We start from the raw sequence: 13684 nt of genomic DNA, 5'->3' as shown, positions 1-13684 counted from the left end.
CGGGTTCGGGACGCCGCGCCTAGGGTGGCGGGTCGTAATCGTCCGCACTGTTGCAAACGCCGGAGCCGTCCTTGCCCTTCACCGACTGGATCGTGTTCGCGGCCTTCTGGGCGGTCTTCGTGACCTCGCCGGGTCCGAACGCGGCCAACTGCATCCTGACGGCGTGGTCCGCCGGATTCCGGGCGTCGCTCTGGTGCGTGGCGGGAATCCTGACGCAGGCGACGCTGTTCCTCGGGCTGGCGGCGACGGGTGTGACGGCGCTTCTGCTGGCGGCACCCGGCGCGTTCGACGCGATCAAGCTGATCGGGGCCGCGATCCTCGTGGCGCTGGGGGTCCGGGCCTGGGTCCGGGCGGGGGAAGCCCCCGCCGCCGATCCGCCACCGGCCCATGGCATCTACCTGCGGGCGCTGGCCGTCGCCACGTTCAATGCCAAATCGCTCGCGGGCTACCTCGCGGCGTTCACACAGTTCGTGTCAGCCGACATCCCCGTCTTGGCACAAATGGGCGTCCTCGGGCCGACCGCGCTGACGCTCACGACCCTCAGCTACACCGGTTGGTGCGCGCTGGGCGCATGGCTGGGGCAGCGGGCGATGGGCGTGATGGCGAGCGTCTGGCTCCGGCGGTCGCTGGCGCTGTGCTTCGTGGCCTACGGTGCGGCGCTGGCGATCCTCTAGGCGGGCGTCAGTCCGTCGCGAGCGTCGCGCCGTAAAGCGGCACGGTCGAGATCGACATCTTGGCGGACCCCTCGGTCAACTCCTGCGCGTGGACGAGGTAGATCAGCGTCTGGTTCGCCTCGTCGAAGATGCGCTTGATGCGGAGCGACTTCAGGATGATCGACCGGCTTTCGCGGAACACCTGCTCGCCATCCTCGGACATGTCGATGTCGCCTACGCGGATCGGTCCGGTCTGACGGCAGGCGATCGACGCATTGGACGGATCCTCGAACCACGCCCCCTGGCTCAGCCGGTCGATCAACGACCTGTCGAAATAGGCGATATGGCAGGTGATGCCCTCGACCTTCGGGTCGGCGATGGCTTCGATGATGATGTCGTTGCCGACCCAGTCGACCCCCACCTCGCCGACTTGTTCGGCATGGGCTGTTGGGGCGAGAAGGAGGGCGGCGGCGAGAATGTGCGATTTCATTTCCATGAAACGCGGCGCGCTTCGCCAAGTTCCGTGTATGGCGCCGTGAACCGCGCTACGGTCCCCCTGTTCATTAGGGACGGGAGACACGCCATGACACGCATGACAGCCAGGGATTTCGACCAGGAGCTGCTCGATCTCTACGATTTTTACGCCCACGGGAAGATCAGCAAGCGCGAGTTTCTCGACCGCGCGGGCAAATGGGCGGTCGGTGGCCTGACGGCGGCGGCGATCCTGACGACCCTCTCGCCGAACTACGCGCTGGCGCAGCAGGTGAGGGAGGACGACGCGGATATCACGGGCGAGGACATCACCTATGTCAGCCCGAACGGGCATGGCGACGTGAATGCCTATCTGGTGCGTCCGGCCGAGATCGACCCCGAGCGCCCGCCCGCCGCCGTGCTGGTCGTGCACGAGAATCGCGGCCTGAACCCCTATATCCGCGATGTCGCGCGACGGGTGGCCAAGGCCGGTTTCGTCGCGCTGGCGCCGGATGGCCTGACCTCGATAGGGGGCTATCCGGGCAACGACGACGAGGGCCGCGAGATGCAGCGGCAGGTCGACGGCGAAAAGCTGATGAACGACTTCTTCGCGGGCTACGAATACCTTGCCGCGATGGAGGGAACGAACGGCAAGGTCGGCGCGACGGGGTTCTGTTACGGCGGAGGCGTGGTGAATGCGTTGGCGGTGGCGTACCCGGAGCTCGATGCGGGCGTGCCCTTTTACGGGCGGCAGGCCGCCGCGGGGGACGTGCCGAAGATCGAGACGCCGCTCCTCTTCCAATACGCCGCGCTCGACAGCCGCATCAACGCCGGCTGGCCCGAGATGCAGAAGGCATTGGAAGAAAACGACAAGATCTACGATGCGCTGATCTGGCCCGACGTAAACCACGGGTTCCACAACGACACGACCCCGCGCTACGATGCAAGGGCGGCCGAGGCCGCGTGGGAAAAGACCGTCGCGTGGTTCCGGGTGTATCTCGCCTGATCGGACGCAACCCTTCGGGAGATAGCCATGATGGATTTCGCCGCATCGATCCACCCGCTGGGCTGGCTGGCCCTGATCGCCGTGCTGGTGGCGCTGGTTTCCCTGCCGCAGGCGCTGCGCGAGATGTGGCGTCGGCCCTGGAAGGACGACGCACGCAGGGAGCGGGGCGACGGGTCGGTGCGGCCCGATCACGCACCGGCGAATGACGCCCCCGGCGGTCGGGACGGCGTGTGAGCAAATACGGCCCCAACCGCCGCGAGACGTGGTTCTATCTCCTGGTCTCTCTCGGGGGGCTTGCGCTGATGGGCGGGGCGGTCGCGCTCCGGGGCGTCGGCGGGATCGCCGCGATCGAGGTCGTCGGCATGTCGACCCTCTTCTTCGGGGGCACCGCGATCTGGGCGGGCTTGCGACTCTGGCGGGGGCGCGGGTAGGGCTGCCGCCCATGACCGACGCGCCCGGCCCTTCCACGCCCTACGATCCGCCCGACGGGCCGATCCCCGTGATCCACGAGGACGCGCATCTTCTGGTGGTCGACAAGCCCGCGGGCCTCCTGTCGGTGCCGGGACGCGGCGACCACCTCGCCGATTGCCTGTTGTCACGGCTGGCCGGAACCCATCCCGAGGTTCTACTCTGTCACCGGCTCGACCGGGATACGTCGGGCATCATGGTCTTCGCGCTGACGAAGCTGGCGCAGCGCAAGATGGGGCGCCTGTTCGAGACCAAGCGCGTCAAGAAGCGCTACATCGCGCGCGTCGCGGGCGCAGTGGCCGAGGCGAAGGGCACGATCGACCTGCCGCTGATCGTGGACTGGCCGAACCGGCCGCTGCAGCATGTGAACCACGAGACCGGCAAGCCGTCGGTCACCGATTGGGAGCGGGTCGCGATGGAGGACGGCACCACGCGGATGAAGCTCATGCCGCGCACGGGGCGGAGCCATCAGCTTCGGGTGCATATGCGCGAGCTTGGGCATCCGATCCTGGGCGATCCGTTCTACTCCGACGACCCGGAGGCGTGGCCGCGCATGATGCTCCATGCCGAGGGTCTGAAGTTCGAGCATCCGGTCGAAGGCATCATGATGCGGCTCGAGGCGCCCTGTCCGTTCTGATCCGCGCCCAAGGGGATACCGTTCCGACCGGCGAGCCAGGGGCGAACCGCTGTCCCGATCCCACGCGCGACCCGTTTCAAGACCGGGGCAGGGGGACTACATGACGAGCGACGCAACCGAGCGAGGAGACGAGACCATGGGTCTTCGCATCAACCAGACCGTTCCCGATTTCGAGGCCGAGACCAGCGAGGGACCGATCCGGTTCCATGACTGGATCGGCGACAGCTGGGCCATCCTCTTCAGCCACCCGAAGGACTTCACGCCGGTCTGCACGACCGAGTTCGGCGCCGTGGCTCAACTGGCCGACGAGTGGAAGAAGCGCGGCGTCAAGGTGATCGGCATCTCGGTCGACGACGCGGAAAGCCATCGCAAGTGGAAGGCCGACATCGAGACCTTCGGCCGCGCCGAGCCGACCTTCCCGATCATCGCCGACACGTCGCTCGACGTCTCGAAGGCCTATGACATGCTGCCCGCCGACGCCTACCTGCCCGACGGACGCACGCCCAACGACACCGCCACGGTGCGCTCGGTCTACGTCATCGGGCCGGACAAACAACTCAAGCTCTCGATGACCTACCCGATGAACGTGGGCCGCAACTTCGCCGAGATCCTGCGTGCCGTCGACGCGCTCCAGACGGCGGCGAAGCACGGCGTGGCCACGCCGGCCAACTGGGACCACGGCAAGGACGTGGTGATCCCGGCGGCGGTGTCGGACGAGGATGCGAAGGCCAAGTTCGGCGATTTCACGACGCATTTCCCGTATCTGCGGATGACGAAGGACCCCTCGGCCTGACGGGCGGGGCGGGGGACGGGCGCCGGGTCTCTCCGTACCTGGCGCCCGGCTTCTACGACGACGCGCTGGCGGCCGGGCAGCACCGCTCGATCGTCGGCGGGCGCTGGGACGAGACCGGTCGCGCGCAGATAGCGCTCCTTCGGGCCGAGGGATTGGCGCCGCATCATCGTCTTCTGGACATCGGCGCGGGGGCGATGCGGCTGGGATGTCGAGCGGTGCCGTTTCTCGAGGCGGGGCACTACTGGGCTACGGACGCGTCGCGCGCGTTGATGCTGCGCGGTCGCGAGGAGGAACTGGACGCGCCAGACAGGCTGCCCGAAGACCACCTGATCGGCGATGACGGCTTCCGCTATCCGGGGGTGCCGCCGGGGATCGACTTCGCCATCTCCTTCGCGGTCTTTACACACCTGCCGGCGGATCGTCTGGGCGGTGCGCTCGACCGCGCGCGCATCGCCTTCCCCGCGCTCCGGGCGTTCCTCTTCACGGTATTTCTCGGCCGCGACGGCGCCGGTCCCGTCCGGCAGGCCGATGGTGTCGTCACCCATCCCGACCGTCCGCCCTGGCACATCTCCGAAGACGCCGTTCGGCGGATGGTCGAGGCGGCGGGGTTCGACCTCGGACGCCGCGACGACATGCTGCCGCGCGGGCAGGTCTGCTTCGTCGCGCGTCCCGCGCGCTGACACGAAAAAGGCCGCCCCCGTAGGAGCGGCCCTGATCGTCACGCGGTCGTCGCGTTCAGCCCTGGCGGGCCTTGAAGCGGCGCTGCGTCTTGTTGATCACGTAGACCCGGCCCTTGCGACGCACCACGCGGCAGTCGCGGTGGCGGTTCTTCAGCGACCGGAGGGAATTGCGAACCTTCATGGCTGCTCTCCTATGCCTGCGGGGCGTGCGCCCCGGGTTTCAATCCGTGCCCCCGGCGGGGGCGGTGAGATCCCGCCGTCTTCCGTGGGGAAGATGCGGGGTGGTGGGCGATACTGGGATCGAACCAGTGACCCCTTCGATGTCAACGAAGTGCTCTACCGCTGAGCTAATCACCCCCGATCCGCCGAAATAACGGGAACTCCCGACAGCCCGGCGCATTGGTGCGGCGGGGATAGTGTCTTTCACGAGGGCGTGCAAGGGGGCTTTCTGCCGTATCGCGAACGCCCTAGGTTATCGTGCGAGGAGCCTCGATCCACCCATGCCGCGCCAGTCCTTCCGCCTGTTTCGACCCGATGCGATCGGATCGCCCGTCGTCGTGGCCAGCCCCCATTCGGGCCGCAACTACGACTGGGATTTCATGTCCGCGACCGTGCTCGACGGCGACCGCATCCGGTCGTCCGAGGACGCGTTCGTCGATCTCCTGCTCGAGGACATGCCGTCGCTGGGGTTGCCGCTTCTGGTGGCCGAGATGCCGCGCGCCTTCCTCGACCTCAATCGCGCCACCGAGGAGCTGGATCCGGCAGTCGTGCGCGACGTGCCGCGCGGATCGGTGGCCAATCCACGGATCACTTCGGGGCTGGGGGTCATTCCCCGCGTCGTCGCACAGGGTCGCGCGATCTATGACGGCAAGATCAGCCGCTCGGAAGCGCGCGACCGCATCGAGCGGTTCTGGCATCCCTACCACGCGCAGCTCGCCGCCTTGATGGACGAGGCGCAGGCCCGGTTCGGCGAAGCCGTCCTCATCGATTGCCATTCGATGCCGCACGAGGCGATCGAGGCCTCGGCCCCGGCGGGCCGCACGCCTGAGATCGTGCTGGGCGACCGCTTCGGGGCCGGTGCGCGGCCGGACCTGATGGACGCGCTGGAAACGATCTTCACCGACCAGGGCTTCCGGGTCGCGCGCAATGCGCCGTTTGCGGGGGCCTATGTCGTGCAGAACTACGGCAAGCCCGCCCGCGGCCGTCATGCCATCCAGATCGAGATCGACCGCGCGCTCTACATGGACGAGGCCGCGATGCGCCAGACCGCCGGGTTCGACGACCTCAAGCGCGCGCTTACGGATGCGTTCGCACGCTTCGCCGAAGTGGCGCGCGGAAAGGATCGCGTCGCCGCCGAATAGCCGTCAGCGCAGTGCGCGTCCCTTGCGGATCGCATCTTCGCCGAACCGCGCCCGGATCGCGTCGGTCGCGCGTTCGGCCTCGGCCCGGCGCGCGGCGTGCGGATCCAGAAGGTCGCCCGCCCGATCGGCCTGATCCTCGGGGACGAGATCCGAGATCCCGACCCCGATCAGCCGCGCGGGCCCGCTCCATCCCAGCGCGTCGAACAGCGCGCGGCCCTCGCGGTAGATGCGGTCCGCCATCTGCGTCGGCTCGGAGAGGGCATGGCGGCGGGTGACGGAGGTGAAATCGGCGCGCTTGATCTTCATCGTGACGACCCGCCCCGCCAGACCCTTGGCCTTGGCGCGCGCGCTGACCTGTTCGGCCAGCCGCCAGAGATGCCCGTCGAGGATATCCGGATCGGCGGTGTTTTCGTGGAACGTCGTCTCCTTCGAGATCGACTTGACAGGTCGGCGTGCGCTGACCCGGCGGCGGTCCTGGCCCCGCGCCAGATGCCAAAGCCGGTCGCCCATCGATCCGAAGCGCCGCCCGAGATCGGCGCGGTCCCACCGGCGCAGATCGGCGATGGTGTTGATCCCCGCCTTCTTGAGCGATTCCTGCCCGACGAGGCCGACGCCCCAGATGATGCCGACCGGCTTGTCGGCCAGGAACGTCTCGGTCTCGGCCGCGCCGATCACCGAGAACCCGCGCGGCTTGTCGAGATCGGAGGCGATCTTGGCGAGGAACTTGTTGTGGCTGAGCCCGATCGAACCGGTGATCCCCAGCTCGGCCTGCATCCGCGCGACCAGCCGCGCCAGCATCACGGCGGGCGGCTGGCCGTGGAGGCGCGCGGTGCCGGTCAGGTCGAGAAACGCCTCGTCGAGCGAGAGCGGTTCGATATCGGGCGTAAGCTCCTCCATCATGGCGCGGATGGCCTGGCTCACCTCCACATAGAGCGACATGCGACCCTTGATGATGACCGCGTCGGGACAAATCGCCAGCGCCTTGAACATCGGCATCGCGGAGCGCACGCCCCGGATGCGCGCGACGTAGCAGCAGGTCGAGACGACGCCCCGCCGCCCTCCGCCGATGATGACGGGCTTATCGGCCAGTTCGGGCCGGTCCCGCTTCTCGACCGAGGCATAGAACGCATCGCAATCCATATGCGCGATCGACAGGTCGAACAGCTCGGGGTGGGTGGTCACGCGGGGGCTGCCGCAACGGGGACAGCGTCGCGCATCGGGAAAGGACTGGAGACAGGCGCGGCAGAGCGACGGCATGGCGAGGATGTAATCTCCGTACGGCGCCGAGGGAACCCGCGAGGGGGGCTTTGGGGTTTCCAAAGGGATTGTCACAATGCCCGAGGAGGCTGCCATGACCGATCCGCACAAACCCGACGCCAACGCGCCGCCCAGCGGCTCCGCCCAGTCCGCGGTCGAGGCGCCGTCCAGCCCGGCCGGGCGAAAGATGCTGCTAACGGCGGCGGCCTTCGTCCTGATCCTCTTCGTCGTCTTCCTACTGATTCCCGGCGGCGACGAAACCGTCGAGGAAACTCCGGCGGTCGTCTCGCAATGAGTGGCGAGGGCACAGAGACCAAGCAGGGCCATGCGTCGGGTCAAGCACCGGGCGACGGTGCGCTGACGCACGACGACGTCGCCCCGAACGGCGGCCGGGCGAAGATCGGCCTGCTGGCGTTGCTGGCGCTGATCGTCGCGATCCTCGCGGTGTCGGTCCTCTGGGCGGACGATGCGCCCGTCGCGGCTGATGGCGGGCCCGAGGCGGTGATCGTCGATGACGGAAAGCTCGGGGACTGAATGTCGCGCCGTCGGAACGGAGCGGGCGCTGGCTCGTTCACTGGACCGAAGGAGAATCCCTATGGTCACCGAACCCCATGACGCCCCCGTCCCCGAGGGCAGCAAGCGCAACTACTACATCTGGCTCGCGGTCGCGATCGTGCTCGGCGGGCTGATCGTCGTCTTCGTAATGCCGAACCTCTATTACCTTACCGCCGAAGGCCCCGCCGTCGATGGCGGCTTCAACGTCGTGGTCCCCGAGGCGGATGGCACCGGCCTCGCCAATGTCGGCGACTGACGACATCGTCCATGACCCGTTGTCCCCGCCCTGATCGCAGGGCATCGTTCGCAAAATCGCGAGGGACCGGGTCATGGATATCGAAGAGCAACTTCTGACACTCGCGGGCGAGAACGCCGTGCTGATCGCCATCGCGATCTTCGTGATCGTCTGCATCATGCTCGGCGTGCGGATCGTTCCGCAATCCGAGAAATACGTGGTCGAGCGGTTCGGGCGGCTGAAATCCGTGCTCGGGCCGGGCATCAACCTCATCGTGCCCTTCCTCGACAAGGTGGCGCATAAGGTCTCGATCCTCGAGCGGCAGCTTCCCAATGCCAGCCAGGACGCGATCACCCGCGACAACGTCCTCGTGCAGGTGGAAACGAGCGTCTTCTACCGCATCCTCGCGCCCGAAAAGACCGTCTATCGCATCCGAGACGTCGACGCGGCCATCGCGACGACGGTCGCCGGCATCGTGCGCGCCGAGATCGGGATGATGGAACTCGACGAGGTGCAGTCGAACCGCTCCGAGGTCATCAACAAGATCAAGGCGCAGGTCGCCGATGCCGTGGACGATTGGGGGATCGAGGTGACGCGGGCCGAGATCCTCGACGTCAATCTCGATCAGCAGACCCGCGAGGCGATGATGCAGCAGCTCAATGCCGAGCGGGCCCGCCGGGCGCAGGTGACCGAGGCCGAGGGTCAGAAGCGGTCGGTCGAACTGGCCGCCGATGCCGAGCTCTACGCCGCCGAGCAGACCGCCAAGGCCCGGCGCATCGCCGCCGATGCCGAGGCCTATGCGACCGAGGTCGTGGCCCGCGCCATCGCCGATAACGGCCTCGAGGCGGCGCAGTACCAGGTCGCGCTGAAGCAGGTCGAGGCACTGACCGCGCTGGGCGGCAAGGGCGGCAGCCAGACGGTCGTCGTGCCTGCCTCGGCGCTCGATGCGTTCGGCGAGGCGTTCAAGATGCTGCGGGGTCGGGGCTGATGTGGTCGGCATGGTGGATCTGGATGCTCGCGGCGCTGGTCTTCGGCGTCGTCGAAGTGCTCGCCCCCTCCTACATCATGCTCGGGTTCGCGATCGGCGCGGGGCTCATCGGGCTCGGTCTGCTCACCGGCTTTCTCGGACCGCTGGTCGGTCTGGCGGGCGGCTACGGCTTTGCCAGCCTGCTGGTGGCCTTCGCGGTGCTGTCGCTGATCGCGTGGATCGCGCTCCGGGCGGTGTTCGGGCCGCCGGGTGCCGCGGCACAGACCTTCGACGACGACGTAAACGACTGAATAATTTGGGAACCTGACCGGGTGGGGTCGTCGTTGTCTGGGTATAGACCTGCAACAGACGGAGGCCCGACATGGCCAGCATCGACCACACGACCGACCCCCGCCACAACAACATCAGCCGCGCCGAGGTAGACGCCCGCGTGCCGCATGATTCCCACACCGCACGGACGACCGATCACGACCACGTGGCCGAACCGCGCGAGACGCACAGCTCCGGCACCAACTGGATCATCATCGCCGCGGCGGTCGTGCTCGGGCTTCTGCTGCTGGCATGGCTGTTCGGTGCGTTCGCCGCCGACGAGACGGTCGCCGTGACGCCGACCACCGACGCGGAAATCGTTGCGACCGAGACGGCGACCGAAACCGCCCCCGTGACCGCCGTCGCCGTCGAAGAGACCGCCGGGACCGCCGTCTCGGTCGAAAGCGACGTGACGACGACAACCGTGCCGGTCGTGCCCGTCGATTGACGTCAGCCCAACTCGTCGAGGATCGCTTGCGCAGCGGCGCGGGGATCCGCGGCGGCGTGGATGGGGCGACCCACCACGATGTGATCCGCGCCCGCCTCGATCGCCGAGGCGGGCGTTTCGGTGCGCTTCTGGTCGCCGAGTGCCGCGCCCGCCGGTCGCACGCCGGGCGTCACGATGAGCTTCCCCCGTGCCTCGGGCAGGGCGCGAATGGCAGCCGCCTCGCGCGGCGAGGCGATGACCCCGTCGGCGCCCGCCTCGAAGGCCCGCGCGGCGCGGATCGCCACCAGGTCGGCGATATCGCCCGGCGCGATCAGCGACGCGTCCAGATCGGCGCGGTCGAGCGAGGTCAGGATCGTCACGGCGAGGATCTTCATGTCGCCCTTCGCCTGCGCCGCCGCCGCGACCACATGCGGGTCGCCATGGACGGTCAGGAAGTCGAGGTCGAACTGCGCAAGCCCGCGCACCGCCGCTTCGACCGTGGCGCCGATATCGAACAGCTTCATATCGAGAAAGATGCGCTTGCCGTGCTCGTCCTTGAGCTCGTTGGCCAGCGCGAGACCGCCGCCGGTCAGCATGCCCAGCCCGATCTTGTAGAAAGACACGGCATCGCCCAGCGTCTCGGCCATTGCGAGCCCATCGAGCGCGTTCGGGACGTCGAGCGCGACGATTAGGCGGTCATCGGACATGGGCAATCTCCGGCAAGGGGGTTGCCGGGCGGGGTAGGACGCCGTGCGTGGCCTGTCCAGAGTGTCAGGTGTTATGGGCCTGTTCGGCCAGCGCGCTGACGGCGGTGTCGTGCGTCCAGGCCGGATCGCCGGGGGCCGTCAGGCGGCGGCGGTGAACGGTCCCGCCCGGCGCGCGCAGGATCGCGGTGCCTGCGAATGTGCCGTCGAGCGGGTCGAACCGGACGGCTTCGATGCGGATTACACGATCTGTCGGCAAGGGCGTCTCCGGTTCGTCATCGGCGTCGTTCGAAAAAGGAACGCCGCTTCGTTCGAATCGGTTGCATTCGCGTTAACGAAATTTTTACGCGCGTCAGGGATCGACCCCGCCCATGGCGCAGATCGCCTGCCATTCCGCTTCGGTCACGGGCTGGACCGAGAGGCGGCTGTTGCGAACGAGGATCATCTCCGAGAGGTCGTCCCGCGCCTTGATCGCGCCCAGCGTCACGGGGGCGTCTAGCGCGCGCACGGCCCGTATATCGACGCAGTCCCAGCGGTCGTCATCGGTGGTGCTGTCGGGATGGGCGGCGGCCGAGATCTCGACGATGCCGACGACGGCCTTCTCGGACTGGCTATGGTAGAAGAACCCCCGGTCCCCCGGCTCCATCTCGCGCATGAAGTTGCGCGCCTGGTAGTTGCGGACGCCGTCCCACTCTTCGCCCGCCCGGCCCTTGGCCACCTGGTCGTCCCAGGACCAGACCGAGGGCTCGGATTTGAAGAGCCAGTACCTCATGCCGATACGACCCGGTTCCAGGCCTCGATTCGGACATCCTCGAACAGGCCCGCCGTCGCATAGGGGTCGGCGGCGGCGAAGGCCTCGACATGGGCGCGGTCCTCGGTCTCGAAGATGATGAGCGAGCCGCACATCTCGCCGGTCGCGTTCACGAAGGGGCCCGCCTGGCGAACATGCGGATCGGCCCGCAGATGGGCCAGATGGGCTTCGCGGTTCTCCTGTCGGAGGGCGAGATGGCCGGGCTTGTCGGTGCAGATCAGGGCGTGGAGCATCATTCGGACCTCAGGTCGCGGGAGAGAAGGGCGTGCATCGCGTTTTCGACCGTCAGGTCCCCGGCGACAAGCCCGGCGGTCGCGCGCGTCACCGGCAGGTCGATGTCGTGACGTGCGGCCAGGTCGAGCGCCGCGCGGGCGGTCGCGGCCCCCTCGGTCGTGGCGTCTGGCCGCGCCGACCCCGCGCCGATCGCATGGCCCAACGCGAAGTTGCGCGATTGCGGCGAGGCACAGGTCAGCGCGAGATCGCCCAGCCCCGACAGGCCCATCAGCGTCTCGGTCCGCGCGCCCATCGCGGCGGCGAGCCGCATCATCTCGGCCATGCCGCGCGTCATGAGGGCGGCGCGCGCGCTGTCGCCCAGCCCCGCGCCGATGGCCGCGCCGCAGGGGATGGCGACGACGTTCTTGAGCGCACCGCCCAGTTCGACCCCGATGGTATCGGTGCTGCGATAGACGCGCAGGACGGGCGTGGCGAGCCGGGTCTGGAGCGTCGCACCCACCGCATCATCGGCGCATCCGAGGACGAGCGCGGTCGGCAGGCCCCGTGCGATATCGGCCGCGAAGCTGGGACCGGACAGGATCGCGGGCACCGCGTCGGGGCGCATGTCGCGCAGGATGGCGGTCGCGCCGCGCCCGGTTGCGAGGTCGACGCCCTTGCAGGCCGCCACGAGATGCGCGGGTTCGATCGGCAGATCGGCGAGGACGGCGCCGAGGGTTTGCATCGGGACCGCCATCAGGATGGTGTCGCAGGCGGTGAGGTCCGCGGGATCGGCGGTGGGCAACACGGGCGGGGGCAGGGTCACGCCCGGGAGGCGCGGGAGGCAGCGGGTGCGGACCGCCTCGGAGAGGATGGCGCGATCCCGGCCCCAGAGGCGGACAGGCGTGTCCGCGCGGGCGAGTGCGACGGCCAGCGCGGTCCCGAAGGCGCCCGCACCGACGATGCCGATGGGCGCGCTCACGCCTTGGCCCCGCGCTTGCCCGACCCGAGCATCGGCGCGGCATCGCCGTCCAGCGGCCAGCGGGGCCGGGCCGCGAGCGTAAGATTGTCGCGGCGTCCCCCGGCAAAAAGCTCCGCGCCCGCCCAAGCGATCATCGCGGCATTGTCGGTGCAAAGCGCGAGGGGGGGGGCGAGGAACGGCAGGTTCGCGCCCCCCGCAAGCTCGGTCAGGGCCGCGCGCAGGCTGCGATTGGCAGCCACGCCACCCGCGACGGCGAAGGCGGTGACATCGGGATGCGCGTGGAGGGCACGGCGCGACTTTTCGGCCAGGACCTCGGTCATCGCGGCCTGGAAGCTGGCGCAGATATCGGCGCGGCGGTCGCGGGGCAGGCCGCCATGCTCGGCCACGACCGCGTCGCGCGCACGAAGCAACGCCGTCTTGAGGCCCGAAAAGGACATGTCGAGCCCCGGCCGATCGAGGAGCGGGCGGGGCAGGGGCACCGACGTCTTGCCTTGTGCGGCCGCCGCCTCGACTGACGGGCCACCGGGCTGCGGCAGGCCGAGGAGGCGGGCGGTCTTGTCGAAGGCTTCGCCGGGAGCGTCGTCGATTGTGCCGCCCAGCCGGGTAAATGCATCGGGTCCATCGACCCGCAGGAACTGGCAATGCCCTCCCGAGACGAGCAGCATCAGATAAGGAAAGGTCGCGCCATCCGTCAGCCGCGGCGTCAGCGCGTGACCCGCCAGGTGGTTCACCCCGACGAGCGGCAGGCCCGTCGCCGCCGACAATCCCTTGGCGCACATGACCCCCGCCAGCACGCCGCCGATCAGGCCCGGCCCTGCCGTCACCGCGATGGCGTCGCAAGCCGTAAGGGTCACGCCGGCCTCGGCCAGCGCCTGTTCGACGGCGAGGTCGATCTTCTCGGCATGGGCGCGGGCGGCGATCTCGGGGACGACGCCGCCGAAGGCCGAGTGAAGATCGTCCTGCCGGATCACGACGTTGGACAGGATCTCGGCGTCGCCCGCGCCGTCGCGGCGCACCACGGCGGCCGCGGTGTCGTCGCAGGAGCTTTCCAGCCCCAATATCGTCAGACCCTGCGCCATAGGTGTTGTGCCGTCCGTGCTGCGGGTTCACCCTCGCCCTTCACCTAGGCCGCCCGAT

General features: G+C 68.7%; 23 protein-coding genes and 1 tRNA gene. 14 read left to right on the top strand and 10 right to left on the bottom strand.

The window, feature by feature from the left end; translation table 11 throughout:
• The first annotated feature begins 71 nt into the window (after positions 1-71).
• Entirely contained in the window at positions 72-674 is a 603-nt protein-coding gene (locus ACK8OR_RS16175) for a LysE family translocator (protein ID WP_410190420.1), read from the top strand.
• Positions 675-681: 7 nt separating this feature from the next.
• Here the strand turns inward: ACK8OR_RS16175 and ACK8OR_RS16170 are convergent, their stop codons facing one another.
• Positions 682-1143, bottom strand: a complete 462-nt coding sequence (locus ACK8OR_RS16170) for a CreA family protein (protein ID WP_410190703.1) — start codon at positions 1141-1143, stop codon at positions 682-684.
• 93 nt (positions 1144-1236) lie between these two features.
• Between ACK8OR_RS16170 and yghX the strand changes: the two genes are divergently transcribed.
• The 6 genes from yghX (at position 1237) to ACK8OR_RS16140 (ending at position 4708) form a co-directional block, all read left to right on the top strand.
• Positions 1237-2130 carry a YghX family hydrolase gene (gene yghX, locus ACK8OR_RS16165; RefSeq protein ID WP_410190419.1) on the top strand — a complete coding sequence of 298 codons (894 nt, stop codon included), beginning with the start codon at positions 1237-1239 and terminating at the stop codon, positions 2128-2130.
• A gap of 27 nt (positions 2131-2157) precedes the next feature.
• Positions 2158-2364 carry a hypothetical protein gene (locus ACK8OR_RS16160; RefSeq protein ID WP_410190418.1) on the top strand — a complete coding sequence of 69 codons (207 nt, stop codon included), beginning with the start codon at positions 2158-2160 and terminating at the stop codon, positions 2362-2364.
• The gene (locus tag ACK8OR_RS16155) at positions 2361-2561 is read left to right on the top strand and encodes a hypothetical protein (protein ID WP_410190417.1); all 201 of its coding nucleotides are present in this window, start codon (positions 2361-2363) and stop codon (positions 2559-2561) included. Before ACK8OR_RS16160 ends, ACK8OR_RS16155 begins: the two co-directional genes overlap by 4 nt.
• Before the next feature lie 11 nt (positions 2562-2572).
• Positions 2573-3235, top strand: a complete 663-nt coding sequence (locus ACK8OR_RS16150) for an RluA family pseudouridine synthase (protein ID WP_410190416.1) — start codon at positions 2573-2575, stop codon at positions 3233-3235.
• 136 nt (positions 3236-3371) lie between these two features.
• Positions 3372-4028 carry a peroxiredoxin gene (locus ACK8OR_RS16145; protein WP_410190702.1) on the top strand — a complete coding sequence of 219 codons (657 nt, stop codon included), beginning with the start codon at positions 3372-3374 and terminating at the stop codon, positions 4026-4028.
• 215 nt (positions 4029-4243) lie between these two features.
• Positions 4244-4708 (top strand): hypothetical protein, encoded by a 465-nt coding sequence (locus ACK8OR_RS16140; protein WP_410190415.1) that lies wholly within the window; start codon positions 4244-4246, stop codon positions 4706-4708.
• A gap of 55 nt (positions 4709-4763) precedes the next feature.
• On the opposite strand, the gene ykgO is transcribed toward ACK8OR_RS16140, so the two are convergent.
• Both ykgO and ACK8OR_RS16130 read right to left on the bottom strand, forming a co-directional pair.
• Positions 4764-4889 carry a type B 50S ribosomal protein L36 gene (gene ykgO, locus ACK8OR_RS16135; protein ID WP_005850168.1) on the bottom strand — a complete coding sequence of 42 codons (126 nt, stop codon included), beginning with the start codon at positions 4887-4889 and terminating at the stop codon, positions 4764-4766.
• A gap of 101 nt (positions 4890-4990) precedes the next feature.
• Positions 4991-5065 (bottom strand) — tRNA-Val (locus ACK8OR_RS16130).
• A 143-nt stretch (positions 5066-5208) separates the two neighbouring features.
• Between ACK8OR_RS16130 and ACK8OR_RS16125 the strand changes: the two genes are divergently transcribed.
• Complete coding sequence (locus ACK8OR_RS16125) at positions 5209-6069, top strand: N-formylglutamate amidohydrolase (protein WP_410190414.1); 861 nt, start codon at positions 5209-5211, stop codon at positions 6067-6069.
• A 3-nt stretch (positions 6070-6072) separates the two neighbouring features.
• Here ACK8OR_RS16125 and ACK8OR_RS16120 read toward each other — a convergent pair whose 3' ends face one another.
• A complete protein-coding gene (locus ACK8OR_RS16120; RefSeq protein WP_410190413.1) occupies positions 6073-7326 on the bottom strand; it encodes a DNA polymerase IV in 1254 nt (417 codons plus the stop codon).
• A 94-nt stretch (positions 7327-7420) separates the two neighbouring features.
• On the opposite strand from ACK8OR_RS16120, the gene ACK8OR_RS16115 reads away from it, so the two are divergent.
• The 6 genes from ACK8OR_RS16115 (at position 7421) to ACK8OR_RS16090 (ending at position 9861) form a co-directional block, all read left to right on the top strand.
• Positions 7421-7621, top strand: a complete 201-nt coding sequence (locus tag ACK8OR_RS16115; RefSeq protein WP_298429569.1) for a hypothetical protein — start codon at positions 7421-7423, stop codon at positions 7619-7621.
• Positions 7618-7860, top strand: coding sequence for a hypothetical protein (locus ACK8OR_RS16110; protein ID WP_410190412.1), 243 nt, complete (start codon positions 7618-7620; stop codon positions 7858-7860). Before ACK8OR_RS16115 ends, ACK8OR_RS16110 begins: the two co-directional genes overlap by 4 nt.
• 61 nt (positions 7861-7921) lie before the next feature.
• Positions 7922-8137: a hypothetical protein gene (locus ACK8OR_RS16105; protein ID WP_410190411.1), complete on the top strand. Its 216-nt coding sequence runs from the start codon at positions 7922-7924 to the stop codon at positions 8135-8137.
• A gap of 73 nt (positions 8138-8210) precedes the next feature.
• A complete protein-coding gene (locus ACK8OR_RS16100) occupies positions 8211-9104 on the top strand; it encodes an SPFH domain-containing protein (RefSeq protein ID WP_410190410.1) in 894 nt (297 codons plus the stop codon).
• Positions 9104-9394 (top strand): NfeD family protein, encoded by a 291-nt coding sequence (locus tag ACK8OR_RS16095; protein ID WP_410190409.1) that lies wholly within the window; start codon positions 9104-9106, stop codon positions 9392-9394. The genes ACK8OR_RS16100 and ACK8OR_RS16095 overlap by 1 nt, the downstream gene beginning before the upstream one ends.
• Positions 9395-9465: 71 nt before the next feature.
• On the top strand, positions 9466-9861 hold the full coding sequence (locus ACK8OR_RS16090; RefSeq protein ID WP_410190408.1) for a hypothetical protein: 396 nt from the start codon (positions 9466-9468) through the stop codon (positions 9859-9861).
• Between the two features lie 2 nt (positions 9862-9863).
• Here the strand turns inward: ACK8OR_RS16090 and pyrF are convergent, their stop codons facing one another.
• The 6 genes from pyrF to tsaD all read right to left on the bottom strand — a co-directional run bounded on the left by pyrF (position 9864) and on the right by tsaD (position 13626).
• Positions 9864-10547, bottom strand: coding sequence for an orotidine-5'-phosphate decarboxylase (gene pyrF / locus ACK8OR_RS16085; RefSeq protein WP_410190407.1), 684 nt, complete (start codon positions 10545-10547; stop codon positions 9864-9866).
• A gap of 64 nt (positions 10548-10611) precedes the next feature.
• A complete protein-coding gene (locus ACK8OR_RS16080; RefSeq protein ID WP_410190406.1) occupies positions 10612-10803 on the bottom strand; it encodes a hypothetical protein in 192 nt (63 codons plus the stop codon).
• A 93-nt stretch (positions 10804-10896) separates the two neighbouring features.
• Positions 10897-11316, bottom strand: a complete 420-nt coding sequence (locus ACK8OR_RS16075; protein WP_410190405.1) for an EVE domain-containing protein — start codon at positions 11314-11316, stop codon at positions 10897-10899.
• Positions 11313-11588 (bottom strand): YciI family protein, encoded by a 276-nt coding sequence (locus tag ACK8OR_RS16070; RefSeq protein ID WP_410190701.1) that lies wholly within the window; start codon positions 11586-11588, stop codon positions 11313-11315. The genes ACK8OR_RS16075 and ACK8OR_RS16070 overlap by 4 nt, the downstream gene beginning before the upstream one ends.
• Positions 11588-12547 carry an NAD(P)H-dependent glycerol-3-phosphate dehydrogenase gene (locus tag ACK8OR_RS16065; RefSeq protein ID WP_410190404.1) on the bottom strand — a complete coding sequence of 320 codons (960 nt, stop codon included), beginning with the start codon at positions 12545-12547 and terminating at the stop codon, positions 11588-11590. The genes ACK8OR_RS16070 and ACK8OR_RS16065 overlap by 1 nt, the downstream gene beginning before the upstream one ends.
• Positions 12544-13626, bottom strand: a complete 1083-nt coding sequence (gene tsaD / locus ACK8OR_RS16060) for a tRNA (adenosine(37)-N6)-threonylcarbamoyltransferase complex transferase subunit TsaD (protein WP_410190403.1) — start codon at positions 13624-13626, stop codon at positions 12544-12546. Before tsaD ends, ACK8OR_RS16065 begins: the two co-directional genes overlap by 4 nt.
• Between the last annotated feature and the right edge of the window lie 58 nt (positions 13627-13684).

This window comes from Jannaschia halovivens (genome assembly GCF_046452375.1).
Classification (GTDB): Bacteria; Pseudomonadota; Alphaproteobacteria; order Rhodobacterales; family Rhodobacteraceae; genus Jannaschia; species Jannaschia halovivens.
This window is presented reverse-complemented; position numbering and strand designations above follow the sequence as displayed.

Coding starts and splice junctions, on each gene's coding strand:
- ACK8OR_RS16170 (WP_410190703.1), bottom strand. CDS start 1,143: ATGAAATCGCACATTCTCGCCGCCGCCCTCCTTCTCGCCCCAACAGCC.
- yghX (WP_410190419.1), top strand. CDS start 1,237: ATGACACGCATGACAGCCAGGGATTTCGACCAGGAGCTGCTCGATCTC.
- ACK8OR_RS16160 (WP_410190418.1), top strand. CDS start 2,158: ATGATGGATTTCGCCGCATCGATCCACCCGCTGGGCTGGCTGGCCCTG.
- ACK8OR_RS16150 (WP_410190416.1), top strand. CDS start 2,573: ATGACCGACGCGCCCGGCCCTTCCACGCCCTACGATCCGCCCGACGGG.
- ACK8OR_RS16145 (WP_410190702.1), top strand. CDS start 3,372: ATGGGTCTTCGCATCAACCAGACCGTTCCCGATTTCGAGGCCGAGACC.
- ykgO (WP_005850168.1), bottom strand. CDS start 4,889: ATGAAGGTTCGCAATTCCCTCCGGTCGCTGAAGAACCGCCACCGCGAC.
- ACK8OR_RS16125 (WP_410190414.1), top strand. CDS start 5,209: ATGCCGCGCCAGTCCTTCCGCCTGTTTCGACCCGATGCGATCGGATCG.
- ACK8OR_RS16120 (WP_410190413.1), bottom strand. CDS start 7,326: ATGCCGTCGCTCTGCCGCGCCTGTCTCCAGTCCTTTCCCGATGCGCGA.
- ACK8OR_RS16115 (WP_298429569.1), top strand. CDS start 7,421: ATGACCGATCCGCACAAACCCGACGCCAACGCGCCGCCCAGCGGCTCC.
- ACK8OR_RS16110 (WP_410190412.1), top strand. CDS start 7,618: ATGAGTGGCGAGGGCACAGAGACCAAGCAGGGCCATGCGTCGGGTCAA.
- ACK8OR_RS16105 (WP_410190411.1), top strand. CDS start 7,922: ATGGTCACCGAACCCCATGACGCCCCCGTCCCCGAGGGCAGCAAGCGC.
- ACK8OR_RS16100 (WP_410190410.1), top strand. CDS start 8,211: ATGGATATCGAAGAGCAACTTCTGACACTCGCGGGCGAGAACGCCGTG.
- ACK8OR_RS16095 (WP_410190409.1), top strand. CDS start 9,104: ATGTGGTCGGCATGGTGGATCTGGATGCTCGCGGCGCTGGTCTTCGGC.
- ACK8OR_RS16090 (WP_410190408.1), top strand. CDS start 9,466: ATGGCCAGCATCGACCACACGACCGACCCCCGCCACAACAACATCAGC.
- pyrF (WP_410190407.1), bottom strand. CDS start 10,547: ATGTCCGATGACCGCCTAATCGTCGCGCTCGACGTCCCGAACGCGCTC.
- ACK8OR_RS16075 (WP_410190405.1), bottom strand. CDS start 11,316: ATGAGGTACTGGCTCTTCAAATCCGAGCCCTCGGTCTGGTCCTGGGAC.
- ACK8OR_RS16070 (WP_410190701.1), bottom strand. CDS start 11,588: ATGCTCCACGCCCTGATCTGCACCGACAAGCCCGGCCATCTCGCCCTC.
- tsaD (WP_410190403.1), bottom strand. CDS start 13,626: ATGGCGCAGGGTCTGACGATATTGGGGCTGGAAAGCTCCTGCGACGAC.